The sequence below is a fragment of the Paucibacter sediminis genome (assembly GCF_030254645.1).
GTDB classification, from domain to species: domain Bacteria; phylum Pseudomonadota; class Gammaproteobacteria; order Burkholderiales; family Burkholderiaceae_C; genus Paucibacter_B; species Paucibacter_B sediminis.
Genome location: NZ_CP116346.1, coordinates 1119105 through 1142594, shown reverse-complemented (window position 1 = coordinate 1142594; position 23490 = coordinate 1119105). Strand labels below are relative to the sequence as shown.

The window sequence follows — 23490 nt, the reverse complement described above, 5'->3', positions numbered from 1 at the left end:
CGCCGATGCTGGAAGCCGGCCCCGCACGCAGCTTTGAACAGCTCCTGGTCGTGGAAGACGATCCGGCGCTGGCCGAGATGCTCGGCGAGTATCTCGGTGCGGCCGGCTACCGGGTCAGCGTGGCCGGGCTGGGCAGCGCGGCCCTGGAGGCGCTGGCCCGGCAGGCCTTCGACGCGGTGCTGCTGGACCTCAGCCTGCCCGATATGGACGGGCTGGACCTGTGCCGCCAGCTGCGTGCGCGCTCCGACGTGCCGGTGCTGATGCTCACCGCACGCGGCGATGCCTTCGACCGCGTGGTCGGGCTGGAGATCGGTGCCGACGATTACCTCGCCAAGCCCTTCGTGCCGCGCGAGCTGCTGGCGCGCTTGCGCGCCATCCTGCGGCGCCGCCACGGCGGCCTGCTGCCGGCCGACCAGCCGCTGCGCTTCGGCCGCCTGGAGATCGACCCGGCGGCGCGCGCCGCCTACCTGGACGGCGCGGTGTGCGAGCTCTCGGCCAGCCAGTTCAGCCTGCTGCTGGCGCTGGCCCAGAACGCCGGCCGCGTGCTCTCGCGCGAACGCCTGCTGGACCTGATGACGGGCGAAAAACTGGAGGCCAGCGACCGCAGCATCGACCTGCACATGTCGCGCCTGCGTGCCGCCATCGAGACCGATCCCAAGCAGCCGCGCCGCATCATCACCGTGCGCGGCAGCGGCTATGTGTTCGCCAGGCAGCAAGACTGATGCTGAATCGCCTGTTGCCCCGGCTCTATCTGCGCTTCTACCTGGCGCTGCTGGCCTGCCTGATCGTGCTGGCCCTGGTGAGCGTGGCGCTGTGGCACCGCGAGGGCGGGCCCATGGACGTGGCCCTGCAGCTGATGGGCCGGCTGGTGCAGAACGCCCTGCCCGCGGCCGCGGCGCCGCCGGCCGAGCAGCAGGCCGGCCTGCAGCGCCTGGCCGAGGGTGTGAGCGAGCATGCCACGCTCTATGACGCGCAGGGCCAGACCCTGGCCCAGGTCGGCCAGGCGCCGCCGGGCCGGCGCTGGGGGCGCTACCGCCTGCCGCTGCCCGATGGGCGCGTGCTGCTGGTGCGCCTGCGTTGGGCCCTCGGCCCGCCCGCCCTGGGCCTGGGCCTGCATGGCGTGATGCTGCTGCTTGCGCTGCTGGTGGGCCTGCTGGCCTTTCCCATCGTGCGCCAGCTGACGCGCCGGCTCGAACGCCTGCAGCAGGGGGTGGAGCGGCTGGGGGCGGGCGAGCTCTCGGCGCGCGTGGCGGTGGAGGGGCGCGACGAGGTGGCGCGCCTGGCCCAACGTTTCAATGACGCGGCCGCGCGCATCGAGCAGCTGGTGGGTGCGCACAAGGCCTTGCTGGCGCATGCATCGCACGAGCTGCGCACGCCGCTCACGCGCATCCAGCTGGCGCTGGAGCTGGTGAAGGACGCGGTGGAGCCGCGCCGCCGTGCCGGCCTGGAGCAGGACATTGCCGAGCTGGACCGCCTGATCGACGAGATCCTGCTGGCCAGCCGGCTGGACGCGGTGAACGAGCCGCTGCAGCTGGAGGAACTCGACCTGCTGGCGCTGGCGGCCGAGCTGGCCGCCGCGCGCACCGAGGTGCGGCTCGAAGGCGCAAGCCTGCCACTGCGCGCGGATGCGCGCCTGCTGCGGCGCCTCTTGCGCAATCTGCTGGAGAACGCCGAGCGGCATGGCCAGCCGCCCACGCGGGTGCAGCTCAGCGCGAGTGGCGGCGAAGCCGTCATCCGCGTCAGCGACGCCGGCCCGGGCGTGCCCGAGGCGCAGCGCGAGGCGGTGTTCGAACCCTTCTACCGCGGCGACACGCGCGCCACGGGCTCGGGCCTGGGGCTGGCGCTGGTGCGCCAGATTGCGCAGCGCCATGGTGGATCGGCGGTCTGCGAGGGCCAGGCCTTCGTGATCCGCCTGCCGCTGCACCGGCCCTAGACCTGGGCGATCTCGGCCAGCGGCGCAAAGCCGGCCGGCTGCTTCATCTTCCAGGCCATGATTGCGCGGCCCATTTCCTCGGTGTCGAAGATGGCGCTCTGCAGCACCGCCATATGCGCCAGCGAGGCGTCCACGCCATGGTCGCGCGCATGGTTCAGCGCCGCCTTGCTGCCGGCCACCGCCAGCGGCGACTTGGCGGCGATATTGCGCGCCAGGCCCAGCACATGCTCCAGCAGCGCGGCCTGGTCGGGCAGCACCGCGTTCACCAGGCCCAGGGCCAGCGCGCGCTCGGCCGGCAGGCGCTCGCCGGTATAGGCCATCTCGCGCGCCGCGCCCTGGGGCATGAGTTTTTGCAGGCGCTGCAGCACGCCCAGGTCGGCCGCCATGCCGATCACCGTCTCCTGGATGGTGAAGAAGGCGTCGGCCGTGCAATAACGCATGTCGCAGGCGGCGGCCAGGTCCAGCGCGCCGCCGATGCAGCCGCCCTGCACGGCGCACAGCACCGGGAAGCGCACCTCGTCGAGGACGCTGAAGCAAGCCATCAGGCGGCGCAGCGAGGCCTGGAAGCTCAGGCGCGTGCGCGCGCTGCCGGTGTCCAGCATCGCGCCCTGGCCGGCGAAGGTGTCCAGCGCCATGCCGGCGCTGAAATGCTTGCCGGTGGATGAGATCACCAGCACGCGCGTCTCGCCCGCGTCGTCGAGCGCGCGCACCGCGTCGCGCAGCGCCGGGAAGAAGCGCGGGCTCATGGTGTTCATGCGCTCGGGCTGGTTGAACTGCAGATGCGCCAGGCCCGGCTCCGGCTGGCTCAGGGTGAAGAATTCGTTGTTGCTCATGGGGTCTCCTTGTCCGGAGCGCAGCCTAGGCCCTGCGGTCTAGAGCTGTCTATCCAATCCGGGACAGGGTTTCCCGCGCCTGGGGGAAGCCCCGGGGTGGCGGCCGGGGTGGCGTCCCTACACTGCCAGCCATGCGACCCCTGACGACCCACGACGGCCTGCCCCTGCATTGGCGCCAATGGACCAAACCCGGCATCGATCCCGCGCGCGGCACGGTGCTGATCGTGCATGGCCTGGGTGAGCATATCGGCCGCTACGAGCAGGTGGCGGCGCGCCTGAATCAATGGGGCTGGCATGTGGTGGGCTACGACCAGCGTGGCCATGGCGCCTCGGGCGGCGCGCGCGGCGACGTGCCCGACGAACTCAGCCTGATGCACGATCTGGCCCTGGTGATCGACCAGACTCGTGGCGACGAGGTGCTGGGCCGTGGCCCGCTGGTGATGCTGGGCCACAGCATGGGCGGCATGGTGGCGGCGCGCTTTGCCGCCGGTGGCCTGCTGGGCACCGCGGCCGGCAGCCTGCCGACCTGGTTCCGCCCGCTCGACGCCCTGGTGCTGAGCTCGCCGGCGCTGGACCCCGGCATGTCCGCGTTCCAGAAGCTGCTGCTGACGGTGGCCCTGCCGCTGCTGCCGCACCTGGCCGCCGGCAACGGGCTCAAGCCCAGCTGGATCTCGCGCGATGCCGCGGTGGTGCAGGCCTATGTGCAGGACCCGCTGGTGCACAAGCACATCACGCCGACGCTGGCGCGCAGCATCGTCGATGGCGGCGAGCTGGTGCGCGACCAGGCCGAGGCCTGGACCCTGCCGACTCTGGTGCTGTGGGCCGGCAGCGATCGCTGCGTCTCGCCCGAGGGCAGCGCCGATTTCGTGGCCGCCGCACCGCCGGCGGTGGTGCAGGGCCATGTCTTCCCGGCCCTCTACCACGAGATCTTCAATGAGCCCGAGAAGGAGCAGGTGTTCGAGCGCCTGCAGACCTGGCTGGAGTCCAAGTTCTAGAATCTCTGCTTCAGGCGAGTTACCCCTCGCGAGGAGACATGAGATGAACGCACGTGATCCGTTGCTGCCGCTGCAGGCCGATGAGGCCAGCGCCCTGGGTGACTACGCCGCCCGCATGTGGGACGAGGAGATCGTCCCGGCACTGACCCAGTACATCGCCATCCCGGCCAAGAGCCCGATGTTCGACGCCGACTGGGCCGCCAACGGCCACATCGAGAAGGTGTTGCGCGACGCCGCCAGCTGGGTGGAGAGCAAGAAGGTCGCCGGCCTCACGCTCGAGGTGATCCGCCTGCCCGGTCGCACGCCGGTGATCTTCTTCGAGGTGCCCGCCACCAAGGCCGGCTCGGACGAGACCATCGTGCTCTACGGCCACCTCGACAAGCAGCCCGAGTTCAATGGCTGGCGCGCCGACCTGGGGCCCTGGACGCCCAAGTACGAGGACGGCAAGCTTTATGGCCGCGGCGGCGCCGACGACGGCTACGCGGTCTACGCCTCGCTTACCGCCATCATGGCGCTGGACAAGCAGGGCATCCCGCGCCCGCGCTGCGTCGGCATCATCGAGACCTGCGAGGAGAGCGGCTCCTACGATCTGCCCGCCTATATCGAGCTGCTGAAGGAGCGCCTGGGCAAGGTCTCGCTGGTGGTGTGCCTGGATTCGGGCGCCGGCAATTACGAGCAGCTCTGGCTCACCACCTCGCTGCGCGGCATGGTGTCGGGCGTGCTGAAGGTGGAGGTGCTGACCGAAGGCATCCACAGCGGCGACGGCTCGGGCGTGGTGCCTTCCAGCTTCCGCATCCTGCGCCAGGTGCTGGACCGCCTGGAAGACTCCAAGACCGGCAATCTGCTGCCCGAGAGCTTCCATTGCGAGATCCCGGGCGTGCGCCTGGAGCAGGCCAAGGCCACCGCCGCCATCCTGGGTGAAGAGGTCTACAAGCGCCTGCCCTGGGCCTGCGGTGCCGATGGTGGCTCGGTGCTGCCGGTCACCACCGATCCGGTGCAGGTGCTGCTCAACCGCACCTGGAAGCCGACCCTGTCGGTGGTGGGTGTGGACGGCTTCCCCGAGCTCAAGAACGCCGGCAATGTGCTGCGCCCCTACACCGCCTTCAAGCTCTCGCTGCGCCTGCCGCCGCTGGTGGATGGCAACGAGGCGGCGCTGCGCCTGAAGGCCCTGCTGGAGGACAACGCGCCCTACAACGCCAAGGTCACCTTCGTGCCCGATGGCCGCGCGGGTGCCTATGGTGCCACCGGCTGGAACACGCCCGAGCTGAGCCCCTGGCTGTCGCAGGCGGTCAACGCTGCCAGCGTGACGCATTTCGGCGCGCCGGTGGGCTATATCGGCCAGGGCGGCACGATCCCGCTGATGAGCATGCTGCAGAAGGGCTTCCCGAGCGCGCAGATGATGGTTTGCGGCGTGCTGGGCCCCAAGAGCAATGCCCATGGCCCCAACGAGTTCCTGCACGTGCCCTATGGCAAGCGCCTGACCGCCGCGGTGGCCCAGGTGATGGCTGCCCACCCCTGATAAGCTGCACGGCACAGACGTTCCAAGCCCGGCTCTGTCCGGGCTTTGTTTTTGGCGGGGGAGCCAGCATGGATCAGCTCAAGGCCTTGCGCGTGTTCGTGCGCGTCATCGACGACGGCAGCTTTGCCGGCGCCGCACGTTCGCTCGATCTGGCGCCCGCGGTGGTGACGCGCCTGGTGGCCGAGCTGGAGGAGCACCTGGGCGCACGCCTGATCAACCGCACCACCCGCCGGCTGGCGCTGACCGAGGTGGGCGAGGCCTATCTGGAGCGCGCCCGCCGCATCCTGGCCGAAGTGGAAGAGGCCGAAGCCCTGGCCTCGGCCTCCACCAACGAGCCGCGTGGCCATCTGCGCGTGCTGGTGCCGCCGGCGATCGCCGTGCATCAGCTCGCCAAGCACCTGGCGCGCTTTCACCAGCAGTACCCGCACATCACGCTGGAGCTGCATTCGCCCGGCCCGGTGGACACGCTGGACGAGGCCTTCGACATCACCATCCTGAGTTCGCGCCATCCGCTCGAGGGCGACTATGTGGCGCGCCGCCTGGCGCGCACCGAGGTCATCATGTGCGCCGCACCCGAGTACCTGGAAAGCCATGGCCGGCCCCAGCATCCGCGCGATCTGAAAGGGCATGACGCGATGCTGCCGCCGATGTCGGAGCTGCAGCGCGGCATCGTGTTCCTGCGCGGTGGCCACGACGACGACACGGTGCAGGACTCCTTCACCGGGGTGCCGAACCGGCCGGTGCTGAGCACCGCCTCGATCGACACCAACTATTCGGCCACCCTGCATGGGCTGGGCATTGCCGGCCTGCCGTCCTTCGTGATTGCCGACGCCCTGCTGGAAGGGGCGCTGGAGCGCGTGCTGCCCGAATGGCGGCTGTTCAGCTTCACGATCTGGGCGGCCATGCCCACGCGCAAGTTCGTGCCGGCGCGCACGCGCGCCTTCCTCGACTTCCTGCTCAGCGTGTTCGGCGGCGAGGACCGCGACCCCTGGCTGGCGGCCGCGGGCTGCCCCTCACCCTAGCGCAGGCTGAAGCCGGTCTGCGTGAGCCCGCCGCGCAGGTCCTCCAGCAAATGGGTCAGCGGCGAGAACTCGATATAGCGCGTCGACACCTTGGTGGCATAGGCGAACAGGCGCGGCAGATCCTCGGCATAGGCGGGCTTGCCGTCGCGGTGCTTGAGGCGGCAGAAGATGCCCATCATCTTGAGGTGGCGCTGCAGGCCGCTCCATTCCAGCGCCTTCCAGAACTCGCCGAAGTCGGCGTCGATCGGCAGCCCGGCCTTGCGTGCCTGCTCCCAGTAGCGGATCGCCCAATCGAGCTCGCGCTCTTCGTCCCAGGAGATGAAGGCATCACGCAGCAGCGAGGCCATGTCGTAGGCGATCGGGCCGCGCACCGCGTCCTGGAAGTCCAGGATGCCCGGCGCGCCCTCCGCCACCATCAGGTTGCGCACCATGTAGTCGCGGTGCATGGCCAGCTGCGGCTGGGCGAGGGCGTTGTTCACCAGCTGCTGGCTGACATGGTCCCACCACTTGAGCTGGGTGGCCGACCATTGCTTGCCGAACTCGGCCTGCACGCACCAGTCGACGAAGATCTGCAGCTCGCGGCGCACAAAGGCCTCGTCATAGACGGGCAGCCGGCTGGCATCGCCGCGCTGCTGCCATTGCACCAGGCTGCCGATGGCGGCGCGCATCAGGCGGTCGGCCTCGGCCGCGCTGGCGCCCTGCAGGGCTTGCAGATAGGTCTGGGGCCCCAAGTCGGTGATGAGGGCAAAGCCCTCGGCCGCGTCGGCCGCCAGCACCTCGGGCACGCGCAGGCCGCATTCGGCCATGTGCGCGGCCAGCGCCAGATAGGGGCGCACATCGTTGCCGGGCGGCGGCGCGTCCATCACCAGCAACTCGCCACCGGCGGCGCGCCGGATGCGGAAGTAGCGCCGCGTGCTGGCATCGCTGCCGGCCTCGGCCAGCGTGTCCGGCAACAGGCCATGGGCCTCGACCAGGGGCTGCAGCCAGCGGCAGAAGCGCTCGTGGCGGGCGGGGTCGGGCCAGAACTTGGGGTGCATGAAGAAAAGAGGCTGAAGAGGCAGTGAAGGGCCGAGCACGGCTCACGCCGGGGCTCATGGATAATGAATTCTACAAACCGTCCCGTCCGCCACCGGCGCGAGGATGCCCCCTGAAGACGTCCCACACCCGTGCTGCGCCCCCAATCCGCCCGCCCATCTGCCTCGCCCCTGCCTCGCCTGAGCCTCATGTGCCTCGGCCTGCTGGCGGCCGGGCTGACGCAGGCACAGGGCCTGGATGAACAGGGCCTGAGCCTGCGGCCGATCCGCCAGCTGCTGCCGGTGGCGCGCGGCCTCACGCGGCCCGCCATGGTGCTGAGCGCGCGCCAGCTGAGCAGCCACATCTCGCAGACCTCGGTGGCCGAGGGCGCCGCCGAGCTGCGCTATGGCGAGCTGCTGCTGAGTTCGGACCGCATCAGCTACGACCAGGTGCAGGATCTCGCCCGCGCGCAAGGGCAGGTGGAGCTGCGCCACCAGGGTTCGCTGGTGCGCGGCCCCAGCCTGCAGCTGTTCGTGCAGCGCTTCGAGGGCGAGATGCTGGACCCCAGCTATTTCTTCTCGCAGACCGGCGGCAGCGGCCACGCCAAGCGCATCCAGTTCCTCGACGCCCAGCGCGTGCGCGCCGAGGCGGCGACCTACAGCAGCTGCCCGGCCGACGAGAGCGGCCAGGCGCGAGCCTGGGAGCTGCGCATGGACAGCCTCAGCATGGACTTCGAGAACAACGAGGGCCTGGCCAAGGGCGCGGTGCTGCGCTTCTACGGCGTGCCCATCCTGGCCGCGCCGGCCTTGAGCTTCCCGGTGGGCGACCAGCGCAAGTCGGGCTGGCTGCCGCCCGACATCAACCTCGACAACCGCAGCGGCCTCGAGCTGGGCCTGCCTTACTACTGGAATATCGCGCCGCAGCGCGATGCCACCTTCCTGCCTTTTGTGATGACGCGGCGCGGCCCCGGGGTGGACAGCGAGTTCCGCTATCTGGAGCCCAGCCATGGCGGCAGCATCAACTTCGCCTGGCTGCCGCACGACCGCGAAGCCGGGCGCCAGCGCTGGGATCTGCGCCTGGCGGGCGAGGGCCAGTTGGGCGCGGGGCTGCAGTTCCGGCTGAGCTCCGAGCGGGTCTCGGACGACGAGTATTGGAAGGATCTGCCGCGGCGCGTCAACAGCCTCACCAAGCGCTTGCTCGCCACCGATCTGCAGCTGCAGCGCGACTTTGCCTATGGCTGGGGCGAGGGCCAGGCCTATGCAAGGGTGCAGCGCTGGCAGCCGCTGCAGGGCCTGGACACGCTCACGCGCTTTGAGGCGCCCTACCAGCGCTCGCCCCAGATCGGCGTGCGCCTCAACAGCCAGGCCGACGATCTGGTGCTGGCCGGCTATCTGCCCTGGGGCCGGCGTGCGCGCCTGGAGGGCGGGCTGGAGCTCGAGTACAACCGCTTCGACCTGCCGGCCCAGGCCCTGGCCAGCCAGTCGCAGCAGACCGGTGAGCGCGCCCATCTGCTGGCGCACCTGAGCCTGCCGCTGGGCACCGCGGCCTGGTGGCTGATCCCCAGGCTGTCGCTGAACGCCGCCAGCTACCGCGTCGACCAGCCGCTCAGCAACGGTGCGCGCTCGATCGGGCGCAGCATCCCGACCTTCAGCATCGACCATGGCTGGGTGTTCGAGCGCCCGACCCAGCTGTTCGGCCGCAGCCTGACCCAGACCCTGGAGCCGCGCGCGCTCTACGTCAACACGCCCTACCGCGACCAGACGGCGGTGCCCAATTTCGACGCCGCGGCGAAGGACTTCAATTTCGATTCGATCTACGCCGAGAACCCGTTCTCGGGTGTGGACCGGGTTGCCGATGCGCGCCAGCTGACCCTGGGCGCGACCTCGCGCTGGGTCGACACCGGCCAGGGCGAGGAGTTGCTGCGCCTGGGCCTGGTGCAGCGCTTCCTGTTCCGCGACCAGCGCATCACCGCCGATGGCGGCGAGCCGGCCGGCCAGCGCTTCTCCGACGTGCTGCTGCTGGGCTCGGCCCATCTGAGCCGCGCCTGGTGGCTGGATGCGGCCATGCAGTTCAATGCCGACAACGGCCGGGCGGTGCGCTCGGTGCTGCGCACGCGCTACTCCCCCGGCCCGTTCCGCACCCTCAGCGCGGCCTACCGGCTGGTGTCGGGCCAGAGCGAGCAGATCGAGCTGGGCTGGCAATGGCCCTTGTGGGGCACCGCCGACGCGGGGCGTGCACGCTCGGCCTCCTCCTGCCAGGGCGCCTGGTACAGCGCCGGCCGGGTGCAATACAGCATGCGCGACAAGCGCCTGACCGATTCGGTGGTGGGCGTCGAGTACGACGCCGGCTGCTGGATCCTGCGTGCCGGCGTCGAGCGGCTTTCCACCGGCTTTGCCGAAACCAACACCCGGCTGATGCTGCAGATCGAGCTGGTGGGCCTGTCCCAGCTGGGCTCGAATGCGCTCAAGGTCTTGAGAGACAATATTCCCGGTTACCGACCCCTGAGCTCGGACAAGCTCGGACGCCTTGAAGCTTCCTATGACTGAATTGTCGATACGCAATCTGACCCTTGCCTGCGCCCTGAGCGTGGCCGGCATCGCGGCCGCCGAGGCCCAGGTGGGCGCCAGCGTCCCAAGCAATGTCCAACTGCGGCCGGGCGACTACATCGCCGCCGTGGTGAATTCCGATGTGGTGGCGGCCAGCGAGGTCCTGCAGCGTACCGAGCGCCTGCGCGACGATGCGAAGCGCCGCGGCGAGGCCATGCCGGTGACCGAGACCCTGCGCAAGCAGGCGCTCGAGGCCCTCATCGAGGACCGCGTGCTGGTGACCTATGCGCGCGAGAACGGCCCCAAGGTGGACGAGCCCGAACTCGACCGCGTGGTGGCCAATGTGGCGGCGCAGAACAAGCTGACGCTGGAGCAGCTGCGCGAGCGCCTCAAGACCGAGGGCATCGACTACCGCACCTTCCGCGAGAACCTGCGCGACCAGATGCTCACCGAGCGGGTGCGTGAGCGCGAGGTGCAGGGCCGCATCCGCATCACCGATGGCGAGATCGACAAGTACCTGGACGAGCGCCAGGCCGCCTTCGCCAAGAACGCCCAGCTCAATATTGCCCAGATCCTGGTGACGGTGCCCGAGGGCGCCAGTGCCAGCGTCGAGGCCGAGCGCCGTGCGCGCGCGGAAGGCGCGCTGGCACGCATCAAGGCGGGCGAGGATTTCGGCGCGGTGGCGAAGGAAATCTCCGAGGACAGCAACAAGCTGCGCGGCGGCGAAATCGGCCTGCGCGCGTCCGACCGCCTGCCCGATCTGTTCGTGGCGGCGGTCAACGGCCTCAAGGCCGGTGAGGTCGCGCCGCAGCTGCTGCGCTCGGGCGCCGGCTTTCACCTGCTCAAGCTGATCGATCGCCTGGACGGCAGCGTGGCCAACCAGGTCACGCAGACGCGTGCGCGCCATGTGCTGCTGCGGCCTTCGGCCCAGCTCAACGCCGAACTGGCGGCGCGCCGCCTGAACGAGTTCAAGCGCAATATCGAGGCCGGCAAGACGAGCTTCGAGCAGGTGGCGAAGGAGAACTCCGAGGACGGCAGCGCCGCCGATGGTGGCGAGCTCGGCTGGGCCTCGCCCGGCGGCTTCGTGCCCGAATTCGAGGATGCCATGAACGCCCTGCCGCTGGGCGGCATCTCGGCCCCGGTGCTGTCGCGTTACGGCCTGCACCTGATCCAGGTGCTGGAGCGCCGCACCGTGGCGGTGGAAGCCAAGCAGCTGCGCGAGCAGGCGCGCGGCGCGCTGCGCGAGCGCAAGTACGACGATGCCTATGGCGAATGGGTCAAGGACCTGCGCGCCAAGGCCTTCGTCGAAGTGCGCGAGTGGCTGGACTGATGGCCCAGCACATTGCGCGCAAGCGCTTCGGTCAGCACTTTCTGACCGACCGGGTCATCATCGAGGCCATCGTCGACGCCATCGATCCGCAGCCTGGCGAGGCCATGGTCGAGATCGGCCCCGGCCTGGGTGCGATGACCTTGCCGCTGCTGGCGCGCATCAAGCCGCTCACCGTGATCGAGCTGGACCGCGACCTGGCGGCCCGTCTGCGCCAGCGCGACGGATTGGTGGTGGTGGAGTCCGACGTGCTGAAGGTGGACTTCGCCGCCCTGGCCGTCGAGCGCGGCCAGAAGCTGCGGGTGGTGGGCAATCTGCCCTACAACATCTCCACCCCCATCCTGTTCCATCTGCTGGACTTTGTGGAGCAGGTGCAGGACCAGCACTTCATGCTGCAGAAGGAAGTGGTCGATCGCATGGCCGCCGCGCCCGGCTGCAAGGATTACGGGCGCCTCTCGGTGATGCTGCAATGGCGCTACCAGATCGAGTCCATCCTGGACGTGCCGCCCGAGTCCTTCGACCCGCCGCCGCGGGTGGATTCGGCGATCGTGCGCATGCTTCCCTATGCCGAGCCGGTGCAGCTGGATCGCCAGCTGTTCGGCGAAATGGTGGCGGCGGCGTTCTCGCAGCGCCGCAAGCTACTGCGCCACAGCCTGGGTGTGTGGCTGGCGCAGCGCGGTTTTACGGGCCAGTTCGACCTGCAGCGGCGCGCCGAGGAGGTGCCGGTGCAGGAATTCATCGCGCTCGCGCAGAGCCTCTGAGCAAAACAAAAGGGGCCCTCAGGCCCCTTTGCTGCTGTACTAAGCCTGGGCTCAGGCGGCGCTCAACCACATCGCGGTGTCGAAGGCGCTGCTCATCATCGGCATATTCATGCCGAAGTTTGGATTGGCGTTGGGCTTGTTGCTGCTGCTCTTGGCTGCAGGCTTCACAGTAACGCTCGGGGCCACCTCAGTAGCCCGCTCCCATGACCCGTTTTCTTGGGAGCGGGCTACTGAAAAGAATAGAAGCACCGGAACTGGACCTTGCGATCGGCCCAGTAGTCGGCCGCGTCTCGGAACACATCGAGCAACTGCTCGCGCGCCTCGCGGTCGAACTTGATGCTGTCGGGGATCTGCTCCAGCACCACCACAAAGCCGGGCTGCGCGCCCGACTTGTGCACGAGGTCGGTCATGCAGTCGTACAGCGCGTCCAGGTTCTTGCCGAAGTGGGCGGGAAACAGGAAGGCCTGGGCAATCCCTTCGAGCACGTCCTGCTTCGACTCGGCGTCGGTCAGGTTGGCATACAGGAAATGCTGGCCCGCATCCTGTGCGGCTTGCATCAAGTCCTCTACGCGATAGGCCCTTATGGCCTGCACGATATTGGGACGGACGGTCTGCAAAAGCATGGTCGCGATCCTCCTATATAGTCACAGAACTTTGTGGCCGCCGATCACGGCGCGATCTTTCGGAAGCTCGCGTAATGGTCGTCGGTGTAATAGCAAACCTCAGGCTTCGTGGGCGGCGTGCCACCACATACCAGACGCCGCGCGCCCCGGTTCCGGGCGCCTGGCGTTCTGACGGTATATTCGTGGTAGTAGCCCCTCGCCCGTGGCGGCAGTCTGCGTTCGCGATTGCCAAACACGACGCCATCCTTGGCTTGCGGGAAAGGTCCCCCGGCGAGTACCAGACGGTGCGTGGTTTGGGCTTCGGGCGGCAAGGCCGTCAAAGCGACCGTGTCTTGCGCTGCGGTGGAATCCTTGAACGATTCCCTGGCATTGGCTGGGCCTGCCAGTCCCAACATCGCCACCAGAGCGACTGCTGAGCCTAGCTTGTGCCACAGTGGCCACGCCGGTGACCGGGAGAGCAACAACACGGGTTTACCCTGAATCCTGAAGGCAACATGGTACAGAATGAGGCCCGAAAGCTCAAGACCGGGGCTTTGCCAGGCCTTCAGGAATTGGCTAAGTTAGTGTGCGCACGCACCTTCGGATGCTCACGGCTGGCGCCGAATTAACGGCGCCGTCACGCCCTTGTGAGCCTTTACAAACTTTTGTTTCTCAGGGCTCATACGGACGCGATTTCGCCCAGTCTGCGGCCCGCGCGGCTGCAGACTGGGCGGAATAAGGCGCTGAAATCAGCGTGCGGCGTTGGCGTCGGCGACCGTCAGCGCGGTCATGTTGACGATGCGGCGCACCGTCGCCGAGGGGGTCAACACATGCACCGGCTTGGCCGCACCCAGCAGCACCGGGCCGATCGCGATGCCGCCGCCGGCGGTGGTCTTGAGCAGGTTGTAGGAGATGTTGGCGGCGTCGATGTTCGGCAGCACCAGCAGATTGGCCTCGCCGCTGAGGGTGCTGCGCGGCATCAGCTGGTTGCGGTAGGCGGCGTCCAGCGCGGTATCGCCATGCATCTCGCCATCCACCTCCAGCCAGGGCGCGGCTTGCTGGATCAGGCCCAGGGCCTCGCGCATCTTCAGCGCCGAGGGCTGGTTGCTGGAACCGAAATTGGAATGCGAGAGCAGGGCGGCCTTGGGGCGGATGCCGAAGCGCATCAGCTCCTCGGCGGCCATGATGGTGATCTCGGCCAGCTGCTCGGCCGTGGGGTCGTAGTTCACATGGGTGTCGACCAGGAAGACCTGGCGGCCCGGCAGGATCAGCCCGTTCATGCAGGCATAGGTCTTCACGCCGGGGCGGCGGCCGATCACCTGATCGATGTACTGCAGGTGCATCGCCGTATTGCTCCAGGTGCCGCACAGCATGCCGTCGACCTCGCCCTTGTGCAGCATCATGCAGCTGATAAGCGTGAGGCGGCGCCGCATCTCGATCTTGGCGAGCTGCTGGGTGACGCCCTTGCGCTCGGTCATCTGGTGATAGGTCTGCCAGTAGTCGCGGTAGCGGTGGTCGTTCTCGACATTGACGATGTCGTAGTCGCGGCCCTCCTGCAGGCGCAGGCCGAAGCGCTCGCAGCGCTCTGCGATCACGCCGGGGCGGCCCACCAGGGTGGGGCGGGCCAGGCCCTCGTCCACCACCACCTGCACGGCGCGCAGGATGCGCTCTTCCTCGCCCTCGGCATAGGCCACGCGCTTGTTCACGGCGCGCTTGGCGACGTTGAAGATCGGCTTCATGGTCGTGCCCGAGGCGTAGACGAAGCTCTGCAGCTTCTCGCGGTAGGCGTCCATGTCCTTGACCGGGCGCGAGGCTACGCCCGAGTCCAGCGCCGCCTGTGCCACCGCCGGCGCGATCTTCATCATCAGGCGCGGGTCGAAGGGCTTGGGGATCAGGTACTCGGGGCCGAAGCTCAGGTTGGCGCCGGCATAGGCGGCGGCCACCACCTCGCTCTGCTCGGCCTGGGCCAGCTCGGCAATCGCGCGCACCGCGGCGATTTCCATCTCATCGGTGATGGTGGTGGCGCCGCAGTCGAGTGCGCCGCGGAAGATGTAGGGGAAGCACAGGACGTTGTTGACCTGGTTCGGATAGTCGGTGCGGCCGGTGGCCATCACCGCATCGTCGCGCACCTGCTTCACTTCCTCGGGCAGGATCTCGGGCGTGGGATTGGCCAGCGCGAAGATCAGCGGCCGCGCCGCCATCTTGGCCACCATCTCGGGCTTGAGCACGCCGCCCGCCGAGAGGCCCAGGAACACGTCCGCGCCGGCGATCGCCTCGCCCAGGCTGCGCTGCGAGGTGGGCTGGGCGAACACCGCCTTGTCCGGGTCCATCAGCTCGGTGCGGCCCTCGTAGACCAGGCCGGCCAGGTCGGTGACCCAGATGTTCTCGCGCGGCAGGCCCAGCTTCATCAGCAGGCCCAGGCAGGCCAGCGCTGCGGCGCCAGCGCCCGAGGTCACCAGCTTGACCTGCTTGATGTCCTTGCCCAGCACCTTGAGGCCGTTCAGGAAGGCCGCGCCCACCACGATGGCCGTGCCATGCTGGTCGTCGTGGAAGACCGGGATCTTCATGCGCTCGCGCAGCTTGCGCTCGACGTAGAAGCAGTCGGGCGCCTTGATGTCCTCGAGGTTGATGCCGCCGAAGGTGGGCTCCAGCGCCGCGATCACGTCCACCAGCTTGTCGAGATCGTTCTCCTGGATCTCCAGGTCGAACACATCGATGCCGGCGAACTTCTTGAACAGCACGCCCTTGCCTTCCATTACCGGCTTGGAGGCCAGCGGGCCGATATTGCCCAGGCCTAGCACCGCCGTGCCGTTGGTGACCACCGCCACCAGATTGCCACGCGAGGTGTAGCGGAAGGCATTCGCCGGGTCCGCCACGATCTCTTCGCAGGCCGCCGCCACGCCCGGGGAATAGGCCAGCGCCAGATCGCGCTGGTTGACCAGCTGCTTGGTCGCGGCGATCGCGATCTTGCCCGGGGTCGGGAACTCGTGATATTCGAGTGCGGCTTGGCGCAGCTGGGCTGCTTTCTGTTCAGAGGTGGACATGGCGTGGTCTCGATACTGGCCGACGATTGTAGGAGTGCATCTTGGCGCGAAGCTTGCGCCCTCATGCCTATCGTGCATTGCAAGTGTCGGGCCAGGCGCGCCCGCCGGCATACGCGAAACTGCGCATCCCCGCGGCCAATGCCGCTCGCATACTGTGCGGCAGCTCGCAGATCCCACGCATGACGCCTCACCCCGTGCCCGACGCGGCCAACTCTTCCAGCCCCGCGCTCAGGCGACGTTGGCGCCGTGCCCTGTTGTGGGGGGCGCTGGTGGGCCTGCTGCTGGTGGCGCAATCGCTGCTGGTGGCGCTCACCCTTAGCTACGAGGCAGCGCGCTCGCAGGAGCAGGTGGATCAGGTGGCGGCCGAGGTCGCCGCGCGCGCCAAGCAGCTGGCCGGGCGCGAGCTGCAGAGCCTGCAGGCCCTCTTGTGGGCCGAGGTGCATGACGCGCGCTGGCACAGCGAGGCCGCCGAGCTGCTGCGCTTCAACCGGCCGGTGCTGCGCATCGAGTACCGCGATGCGCGCCGCCAGGTGCAGACCGCGGTCGAGTCGCCCTTCGTCACGCCGCTGTTTGCCCAGCTCTCGCGCGATCAGATGCAGCTCGAGACCGAGCTGGCCTGCGCGGCCGCGCTGCGCCAGGGCACGCCGCTGTTCTCGCGCTCCTACTTCGTGCCACTGGCGGGCGGCGAGGGCCTGGAGGTGGTGGACCTGTGCCTGCCCCAGCTGCGCGCCGGCCAGCCCCAGGCCTATGTCGTCGCCACCCTGGGGCTGCGCCAGCTGCTCGACGAGGCCACCACCAGCGAGCATGCACGCCACCATGAGCTCAGCTTCGTGGAGGGCGATGGCACGCGGCTGGCGCGCGTCGGCCTCACGCGCGGTGCCGGCTACTACCAGGCCGAGCGCGTGGTCGACCTCGCCGGCCTGAGCCTGCAGCTGCGCGTGGACAGTGCCGCCGGCCAGCCCAAGCTGATCCCCAACCTCGCCACCGCCCTGGTGCTGGGGCTCTCGCTGGCCCTGTTCGCCGTGGTGCTGCTGCTGGCGCGCGACGTGCGGCGGCGCGCCTTTGCCGAGCATGCGCTGGCCGAATCGCTGGCGTTTCGCCAGGCGATGGAGAACTCGCTCATCACCGGCCTGCGCGCGCGCGACATGGCCGGCATCATCACCTATGTGAACCCGGCCTTCTGCGCCATCGTCGGCTTCCCCGCCGAGGCCTTGCTGGGGCAATCGGTGCCGCCCTACTGGCCGCCGGAATTCGTCGAGGAATACCAGCGCCGCCATCGCGACCGCAGCGCCCGCATGGAGGCGGGCCTGGACCCGCGCCAGGGCTTCGAGACGGTGTTCATGCGCCGTAGCGGCGAGCGCTTCCCAGTGCTGATCTTCGAGGCGCCGCTGCTGAACGCCGAGGGCCAGCAGACCGGCTGGATGAGCGCGGTGCTGGACGTGAGCGCGCAGCGCCGCGTCGAGGAGCTTTCGCGCCAGCAGCAGGACCGCCTGCAGGCCACCGCCCGCCTGGCCACCGTGGGCGAGATGGCCTCGCTGCTGAGCCACGAGCTGAACCAGCCGCTCTCCGCCATCTCCAGCTATGCCACCGCCTCGCTCAACCTGCTGACCCACGAGGCCGCCGATCCGCAGACGCCCGACATGGTGCGCCAGGCCGTCACCCGCATCGCCGAACAGGCGGCGCGCGCCGGCCGCGTCATCAAGAGCGTGCACGACTTCGTGCGCCGCCGCGAGCAGGCACGCGAGCCGATCGCGGTGGACGAGCTGATCGACGCGGTGCTGCCGCTGGTGAGCCTGCAGGCGCGCAAGAGCGGCACCCGCATCGAGCTCGACCTGCCGCATCCCGCGCCGCGCGTGTGCTGCGACCGCACCATGGTCGAGCAGGTGCTGCTCAACCTCACCCGCAACGGCATCCAGGCGATGGACGGCCCCACCCCGCCGGCCGAGCGCGTGCTGACCCTGCGCGTGCGCCAGCTGCAGCAGCGCTGGGTCAGCATCGCGGTGAGCGACCGCGGGCCCGGCATCGCGCCCGCCATCGCCAAGCAGCTCTTCACGCCCTTCTTCACCACGCGCAGCGAGGGCATGGGCCTGGGCCTGAGCCTGTGCCGCACCGTGATCGAGCAGCATGGCGGCGCGATGGACTTCGAAACCCGCACCGAGGCCGCCGCCGGCCTGCCCGCCGGCACCGAGTTCCGCTTCACCTTGCCAAGCGCTGAGCGTGCCGCGTTAGCATCGCCCACCGATGAAGGAGGGATCCAAGCATGAACCGAGTCGCCTTGCCCATGGTCTATCTGGTGGACGACGAGGAGGTGGTGCGCGACGGCCTGGCCTGGCTGCTGCGCTCGCGCCGCCTGCTGTCGGAGGGCTATGCCAGCGCCGAGGCCTTTGAGGCCATGCTGGACGCGCTGCCGCGCCGCGGCGAGGGCTGGCCCGACGCGCCCAGCTGCCTGCTGCTGGACGTGCGCATGCCCGGCCTGAGCGGCATCGCCCTGTTCGAGCGGCTGATCGAGCGCGGCCTGGCAGCGTCGCTGCCGGTGATCTTCCTGACCGGCCATGGCGACGTGCCGACGGCGGTCGCCGCGGTGAAGCGCGGCGCCTTCGACTTCTTCGAGAAACCGTTCTCCGACAACGCCCTGGTCGACCGCGTCGAGCTGGCGCTGGCCGAGAGCGCCAAGGCGATCGCCGCGCGCTCGGCCCAGGGCGCGCTGGCGCACCGCATGGCCGAGCTGACGGAGCGCGAGCGCGAAGTCATGCAGCTGGTGATTCAGGGCCTGCCCAACAAGCTGATCGCCGATCAGCTCAACATCAGCGTGCGCACGGTGGAGGTGCACCGGGCGCGCGTGTTCGAGAAGATGGACGTCAAGTCGGCGGTAGAACTCTCCAACATGCTGCGCGACGGCTGAGCCGCTCAGCCGACCAGCGCTTGCGCGCAGGCCCGCACGCGCTGCGGCACGCTGCCGGCCAGGGCGATGGCCGGGCGCGGCCGGCCGGGCTGTTGCTCCGGCCCCAGCAGCAGCTGCTCGAACACCGCCTGCACCTGTGCCGCCGAGACCTCCTGCAGCTGCGCCATCAGCTCCTGCGGCGCACGCAGCCGGCCGAAGTGGAACAGCTCCTGTGCCGCCGCTTCCATGCGCCGCGCCGGCTGCTCCAGGGCGCGCAGGCCGCGCATCTGCAGCTGCTTGCGTGCGCGCGCCAGCGCCACCGCATCCAGCGGCCCCTGGGCCTGGCGCAGCAGCAGCGCATGCACCGCCTGCAGGTACTCCTCGGCCTGAGCCGGCGCGGTGGCCCCCTCGATCAGGAACTGGCCGTAGAGCGGCAGGATGTCGGCCGAGCAGGCCACGTGGTAGGCCAGGCCGCGGCGCTCGCGGATCTCGTCCAGCAGCGGCGAGCTCATGCCCTCGCCCAGCAGCGCGGCGGCCAGCACATGGGGTAGGTGCGCGGTGCTCTCGGCGGCGCCCAGACTCGGCGCCTCGAAGCCCAGCAAGACCTGGCACTGGCCGCTGCCGGCCATGCGCCGGGTTTTCAGGCCGCCCTGCCAGCGCGGCGCGCTCAAGCCATTGGGCTGGCCCGTGGGCATGGCGCCAAAAGCCTGCTCCACCAGGCGCGTGAAGGCCTCGGCATCCACCGGCCCGGCCGCCGCCACCACCACATTGCAGGCGGTGTACTGGGCCCGGGCATAGGCCAGCAAGTCCGCGCGGCCTAAGCGCTGGATATTGGCGCGCGTGCCGATGATGGGCCGGCCCGCCGCATGGCCCGGCCCGTAGCAGGCACGGTCCAGCAGCAGGAAGGCCACGCTGCCCGGGTCGTCCTCGAACTCGCTGAACTCCTGCTCGATCACGCGCCGCTCGCGCTCCAGCTCATCGGCGGGGAAGCTGCTGTTCAGCACGATATCGGCCAGCCACTCCACAAAGGCCGGCAGATCGCCCGGCAGGCCCTCGATATGAAAGGCGGTGTGGTCCTTGTCGGTGTGGGCATTGACCTCGGCGCCCAGCGCCTCGGCATCGAGATTGATGCGCTGGCAGTCGCGGTTGGCTGTGCCCTTGAAGGCCATATGCTCCACCACATGGCTGATGCCGTTCAGCCGCGCGCTCTCGTGCAGGCTGCCGGTGCGGATGAAGACGCTCAGGCTCAGCGTCTCGCGCCAGGGCATGGGGATGGTGACGGTGCGCAGGCCATTGGCCAGGGTGGCCAGGCTGGCGGGCGGGGCGGCGGAAATGGGGGCGTGGTCCAAGACTGTGCTGGGAGATCAAATGCCCAGTGTCGCCCATGTGCGGAACTTGGCCTGCCTTACAGTCCCAGGCTGCTGATCTATCGCATCACCGCAGCCTGCAACCAGGCCTTCCTTCCTTTCTCATGCAGCCCGAGATCGCCGCCCAACTGGCAGCCGCCATCGAAACGCCCCGGCTCCTGCTGGAGCCGCTGTGCGCGCGCCATGCTGATGCGTTCTTCCAGCCGCTGCAGGACGACGAGGCCCTGTACCGCTGGATCTCCATGGCCAAGCCGGCCAGCCTGGAGGCCTTGCGCGCGTATTGGCAGCGCATCGAGCACAGCCGCATGGACCCCGACGCCCAGTTCGCATGGCCCATCTGGGCGGTGCGCCGCAAGTCCGATGGCCACTACCTCGGCCGCGTCGATGCCGAGATCACCGACGGACTGGAGGCCAGCAATTTCGGTTTCTATTTTTTCAGCCGCTACTGGGGCCAGGGCTACGCCAGCGAAGCCGCCGCAGCGGCGATTGAGAAGCTAACGGCGCGAGGCGTGCGCCGCTTTGTCGCCACCGTGACCGTAGGCAACCAGGCCTCGGGGCGGCTGCTGCAGAGAATTGGTTTTCAGTTCACACGCATCCTGCCGGGCAACGATGTGATCCGGGGGGTGGTGATGGATGACGAGGAGTATGTGAGGGTGGTGGGATAGGGCGGGGATGCAGCGGGTGTGCTCAGTCATCTGACTGTTACATAGGGACCGCTCCCGGCCAGGAGTGGAAGTTCGCCCATCCGATGCAGGAGACAGTTCTAGGCTGAACTGAGTCATTCACAGCAGCGTAGAGATCTGGTGAGGCCCTTCATAATCAAGCGCCGCGCTTGTTTGAGATGCCGACCTTCAATCATGGATAAATTCTTGCTGCAACAGCAGGTTCTGGAGCGGCTTGCCGAAGACCTGCTGCAAGCCGACGAGGCCGCGCGGGTGGCGCATGAAACGGCAACACACGAAGAGAACATCGCCGAGAACAAGTACGACACGCTCGGTCTTGAAGCTGCCTATCTGGCCGCCGGCCAAGCTCGTCGCGCCGAAGCCATCCGCCAGGCGATGGCCAATTGGCGCCAATTCCGTCCATGTGCCTACGATGTCGACAAAGGCATTCAGGTTGGCGCGCTGGTTTGCCTCGTCGATGCCGACGACAAGCAGCAACAGTTCCTTCTCGGCCCGGCTGGAGGCAGCATGAAGTTGGTCAATGGCACTCAGGTCGTTCAGGTCATTAGCAGCGAAGCCCCCCTGGGCAAGGCCATGTTGGGCAAATACGAGGGTGATGAGGTGTCAATAGAGGGGGCGCCCATCCGACAGCAGTTCGAGGTGCTGTGGGTTCATTGAGCCGCCAGCAAGTTCACGCCACACCCATGCACCCATCGACGCTGACGCCGCGGGCACCTCTCTGCGCCTCAGGCCCGCTCTTGCCTCGGCTCTACACCTTTCGCCGCTGCCCCTATGCGATGCGCGCTCGAATGGCGTTGCTGCAAGCTGGACAGGTCTTCGAGGCAGCGGAGGTCAGCTTGCGCGACAAGCCGGCAAGCTTGCTGGCCTTGTCTTCCAAAGCTACGGTGCCGGTGCTGCACTTGCCCGATGGCAGCGTGATCGAGGAGAGTTGGGACATCATGCGCTGGGCGCTGGCAGCACCCGATGCACAGGGTTGGTGGGCGAGGGCGCAGTCGCCTGCAAACCTTGACCTTGTGCAGCGAAATGACGGCGATTTCAAGCGTCACCTGGACCGCTGGAAGTACCCCCAACGGTACGCAAATGAGATGCTCACTCCAGACGAACACCGCGACAGGGCACTGGGAGTGCTTCTAGAACCGCTTGAGGCACGGCTGCACAAGGCGTCCTACCTGGGAGGGGCAACGCCGTGCGCCACCGACTTGGCCGTGCTGCCCTTCGTTCGCCAGTTCGCCGCTGTGGAGCCGGGATGGTTTGCGAGGCTGGACTTGCCATCGGTACGGCAGTGGCTCGATGGATGGCTCGTCAACCCGCTGTTCGTTGCCTGCATGCACAAGTTGCCCACGGATGGCGTGAATCCCTTCCCGCCGCTCTAGCCCTGCCCTGGCTGTCCGCCATCGACCCAATCTAGTCGGCTGGGCTGGCAAGCACGACGACTGCTTCGCAGCGAATTGAGCCTGTCACGCCAGCGGCGCTGAATGGCTGGTCTTGGCTGGCGCGGTCGCTCAGGCACTGAACCGCGAACGACTCAGACCAGTTGGTGGGCGCCGGTCGCACTTGACAGCGATAGCTCGACGTCGATGCTCACCAGCTGCCTTACTTCGAGAACCAGCCGACAACGCGCTGACGCAAACGCTCGAAGAAGCCTGCGCGCTCCATGTCAGCGAGCGCGACGACGGGGGCCTCGCCGAGTTGCTTTCCGTTGGCCGTGGCGACGATCTTGCCGATCACGGCGCCCTTGGCGATCGGCGCTTCGACTGCCGGATTCAGCGTGATGGCCGTCTTGACTGCGGCCGCCTGGCCCTTGGGAACCACCAGCGTCCAGGGCTGTGCAAGGCCTGCATTGACGGTGGGCGCCACGCCGTAGGTGACCTTGGCGCTGGCGAGCGTCGCGCCTGCCTGTGCGGGTGTCGCTTCCTCGAAGTTCGCGTAGCCCCAGTTGAACAGCACGCGCGTCTGGTCGGCGCGGGCCTGCTTGCTGTCGGCATTCATGATGACCGAGATCAGGCGCATGCCGTTGCGCTTGGCCGATGCGGTCAGGCAGTAGCCCGCTTCGTCGGTGTGCCCGGTCTTGAGTCCGTCGACCGTGGGGTCGGTGTACAGCAGCGCATTGCGGTTGCCTTGCTTGATGCCGTTGTAGCTGAACTGCCGCTCGGCATAGATGGGGTAGTACTCGGCGCTGTTGCGGATGATGGCGGCGGCCAGCACGGCCAGGTCGCGTGCCGATGCCTTGTTGTTGGGGTCGGGCAGGCCGGCCGAATTCGCGAATTGGGTCTTGCTCATGCCCAGCTTCTTCGCCTCGGTGTTCATCATCGCCACGAAGCCGGGCTCGGAGCCGCCGATGTGCTCTGCCAAGGCCTTGGAGGCGTCGTTGCCGCTGGCGATGACCACGCCGCGCAGCATGTCCATCAGGGACGCCTGCGCGTTGAGCGGCACGAACATGCAGCTGTCACCCTCCTTGCCACCGCGGCACCAGGCGCTGAGGCTCATGGTGACCGGATCGTTGGGCTTGACCTTGCCGCTCTTGAGCGCCTGCTCGACTAGGTAGCTGGTCATCATCTTGGTCAAGGACGCCGGCGGCAGCGGCTCGTCCGGGTTCGACGAGGCCAGCAGCTGTCCGGTATTGAAATCCATCAGCACCCAGGCCTTGTTGGCGAGGACCGGCACCGACTGCCCGTTGGCGTCGGTGGTCATCGCGGGCTCGGCGGGGGCAGCGGCCTTTGGCTTGTGCGCGGCGGCGCGCGGCTTGGCGTGCGGGGCGCTGAGGGCCGTCGTGTGCGCTGCGACCAAGAAGGCGCTGGCAAGCACGACGGGAAGCGGGAAGGCGGAGTGGAAGCGGGGAATCATCGAGAGCTGCTTTTTCAAAAGGGCGACGGCTGGGAGCATGAAAGGGCTGGCAACGGCACGGGGCGCAATGCGGCCAGATGGGGCATTGTGCCAATGGAGTGACTCTGCCGATTGTGGTG

General features: G+C 68.5%; 20 protein-coding genes. 13 read left to right on the top strand and 7 right to left on the bottom strand.

The window, feature by feature from the left end; all coding sequences use genetic code 11:
- The first annotated feature begins 5 nt into the window (after positions 1-5).
- Both PFX98_RS05200 and PFX98_RS05195 read left to right on the top strand, forming a co-directional pair.
- Positions 6-722 (top strand): response regulator transcription factor, encoded by a 717-nt coding sequence (locus PFX98_RS05200; protein WP_285234109.1) that lies wholly within the window; start codon positions 6-8, stop codon positions 720-722.
- Positions 722-1933, top strand: a complete 1212-nt coding sequence (locus PFX98_RS05195) for a HAMP domain-containing sensor histidine kinase (RefSeq protein ID WP_285234108.1) — start codon at positions 722-724, stop codon at positions 1931-1933. Before PFX98_RS05200 ends, PFX98_RS05195 begins: the two co-directional genes overlap by 1 nt.
- Here PFX98_RS05195 and PFX98_RS05190 read toward each other — a convergent pair.
- The gene (locus tag PFX98_RS05190) at positions 1930-2766 is read right to left on the bottom strand and encodes an enoyl-CoA hydratase-related protein (protein WP_285234107.1); all 837 of its coding nucleotides are present in this window, start codon (positions 2764-2766) and stop codon (positions 1930-1932) included. The two genes, PFX98_RS05195 and PFX98_RS05190, sit on opposite strands and share 4 nt — an antisense overlap.
- Positions 2767-2897: 131 nt before the next feature.
- Between PFX98_RS05190 and PFX98_RS05185 the strand changes: the two genes are divergently transcribed.
- The 3 genes from PFX98_RS05185 to PFX98_RS05175 all read left to right on the top strand — a co-directional run bounded on the left by PFX98_RS05185 (position 2898) and on the right by PFX98_RS05175 (position 6302).
- A complete protein-coding gene (locus tag PFX98_RS05185) occupies positions 2898-3761 on the top strand; it encodes an alpha/beta hydrolase (protein ID WP_285234106.1) in 864 nt (287 codons plus the stop codon).
- Between the two features lie 43 nt (positions 3762-3804).
- On the top strand, positions 3805-5280 hold the full coding sequence (locus PFX98_RS05180) for a M20 family metallopeptidase (protein WP_285234105.1): 1476 nt from the start codon (positions 3805-3807) through the stop codon (positions 5278-5280).
- 68 nt (positions 5281-5348) lie between these two features.
- Complete coding sequence (locus PFX98_RS05175; protein WP_285234104.1) at positions 5349-6302, top strand: LysR family transcriptional regulator; 954 nt, start codon at positions 5349-5351, stop codon at positions 6300-6302.
- Here PFX98_RS05175 and PFX98_RS05170 read toward each other — a convergent pair.
- Positions 6299-7339, bottom strand: coding sequence for an aminoglycoside phosphotransferase family protein (locus tag PFX98_RS05170; protein WP_285234103.1), 1041 nt, complete (start codon positions 7337-7339; stop codon positions 6299-6301). The two genes, PFX98_RS05175 and PFX98_RS05170, sit on opposite strands and share 4 nt — an antisense overlap.
- 186 nt (positions 7340-7525) lie before the next feature.
- Between PFX98_RS05170 and PFX98_RS05165 the strand changes: the two genes are divergently transcribed.
- Genes PFX98_RS05165 through rsmA form a run of 3 tightly spaced genes read left to right on the top strand, consistent with a single transcriptional unit; the run spans position 7526 to position 11950 of the window.
- Positions 7526-9862: an LPS-assembly protein LptD gene (locus tag PFX98_RS05165; RefSeq protein WP_285234102.1), complete on the top strand. Its 2337-nt coding sequence runs from the start codon at positions 7526-7528 to the stop codon at positions 9860-9862.
- Positions 9855-11192 carry a peptidylprolyl isomerase gene (locus PFX98_RS05160; protein ID WP_285234101.1) on the top strand — a complete coding sequence of 446 codons (1338 nt, stop codon included), beginning with the start codon at positions 9855-9857 and terminating at the stop codon, positions 11190-11192. Before PFX98_RS05165 ends, PFX98_RS05160 begins: the two co-directional genes overlap by 8 nt.
- A complete protein-coding gene (gene rsmA / locus PFX98_RS05155) occupies positions 11192-11950 on the top strand; it encodes a 16S rRNA (adenine(1518)-N(6)/adenine(1519)-N(6))-dimethyltransferase RsmA (RefSeq protein WP_285234100.1) in 759 nt (252 codons plus the stop codon). The genes PFX98_RS05160 and rsmA overlap by 1 nt, the downstream gene beginning before the upstream one ends.
- A gap of 227 nt (positions 11951-12177) precedes the next feature.
- On the opposite strand, the gene PFX98_RS05150 is transcribed toward rsmA, so the two are convergent.
- The 3 genes from PFX98_RS05150 to PFX98_RS05140 all read right to left on the bottom strand — a co-directional run bounded on the left by PFX98_RS05150 (position 12178) and on the right by PFX98_RS05140 (position 15596).
- The gene (locus PFX98_RS05150; protein WP_285234099.1) at positions 12178-12573 is read right to left on the bottom strand and encodes a barstar family protein; all 396 of its coding nucleotides are present in this window, start codon (positions 12571-12573) and stop codon (positions 12178-12180) included.
- Between the two features lie 44 nt (positions 12574-12617).
- Positions 12618-12968: a guanyl-specific ribonuclease gene (locus PFX98_RS05145; RefSeq protein ID WP_285234098.1), complete on the bottom strand. Its 351-nt coding sequence runs from the start codon at positions 12966-12968 to the stop codon at positions 12618-12620.
- 333 nt (positions 12969-13301) lie between these two features.
- Positions 13302-15596, bottom strand: a complete 2295-nt coding sequence (locus PFX98_RS05140) for an NADP-dependent malic enzyme (protein WP_285234097.1) — start codon at positions 15594-15596, stop codon at positions 13302-13304.
- Positions 15597-15775: 179 nt separating this feature from the next.
- On the opposite strand from PFX98_RS05140, the gene PFX98_RS05135 reads away from it, so the two are divergent.
- A complete protein-coding gene (locus tag PFX98_RS05135; protein ID WP_285234096.1) occupies positions 15776-17860 on the top strand; it encodes a sensor histidine kinase in 2085 nt (694 codons plus the stop codon).
- A complete protein-coding gene (locus PFX98_RS05130) occupies positions 17857-18498 on the top strand; it encodes a response regulator transcription factor (RefSeq protein ID WP_285234095.1) in 642 nt (213 codons plus the stop codon). Before PFX98_RS05135 ends, PFX98_RS05130 begins: the two co-directional genes overlap by 4 nt.
- Before the next feature lie 5 nt (positions 18499-18503).
- Here the strand turns inward: PFX98_RS05130 and PFX98_RS05125 are convergent, their stop codons facing one another.
- Positions 18504-19826: a M16 family metallopeptidase gene (locus PFX98_RS05125; protein WP_285234094.1), complete on the bottom strand. Its 1323-nt coding sequence runs from the start codon at positions 19824-19826 to the stop codon at positions 18504-18506.
- A 122-nt stretch (positions 19827-19948) separates the two neighbouring features.
- On the opposite strand from PFX98_RS05125, the gene PFX98_RS05120 reads away from it, so the two are divergent.
- The 3 genes from PFX98_RS05120 to PFX98_RS05110 all read left to right on the top strand — a co-directional run bounded on the left by PFX98_RS05120 (position 19949) and on the right by PFX98_RS05110 (position 21900).
- Positions 19949-20509: a GNAT family N-acetyltransferase gene (locus PFX98_RS05120; protein ID WP_285234093.1), complete on the top strand. Its 561-nt coding sequence runs from the start codon at positions 19949-19951 to the stop codon at positions 20507-20509.
- A 192-nt stretch (positions 20510-20701) separates the two neighbouring features.
- Positions 20702-21184 (top strand): GreA/GreB family elongation factor, encoded by a 483-nt coding sequence (locus tag PFX98_RS05115; RefSeq protein ID WP_285234092.1) that lies wholly within the window; start codon positions 20702-20704, stop codon positions 21182-21184.
- A gap of 131 nt (positions 21185-21315) precedes the next feature.
- Positions 21316-21900 carry a glutathione S-transferase gene (locus PFX98_RS05110; RefSeq protein WP_285234091.1) on the top strand — a complete coding sequence of 195 codons (585 nt, stop codon included), beginning with the start codon at positions 21316-21318 and terminating at the stop codon, positions 21898-21900.
- A 220-nt stretch (positions 21901-22120) separates the two neighbouring features.
- Here PFX98_RS05110 and PFX98_RS05105 read toward each other — a convergent pair whose 3' ends face one another.
- Positions 22121-23371: a D-alanyl-D-alanine carboxypeptidase family protein gene (locus PFX98_RS05105; RefSeq protein ID WP_285234090.1), complete on the bottom strand. Its 1251-nt coding sequence runs from the start codon at positions 23369-23371 to the stop codon at positions 22121-22123.
- Positions 23372-23490: the final 119 nt, after the last annotated feature.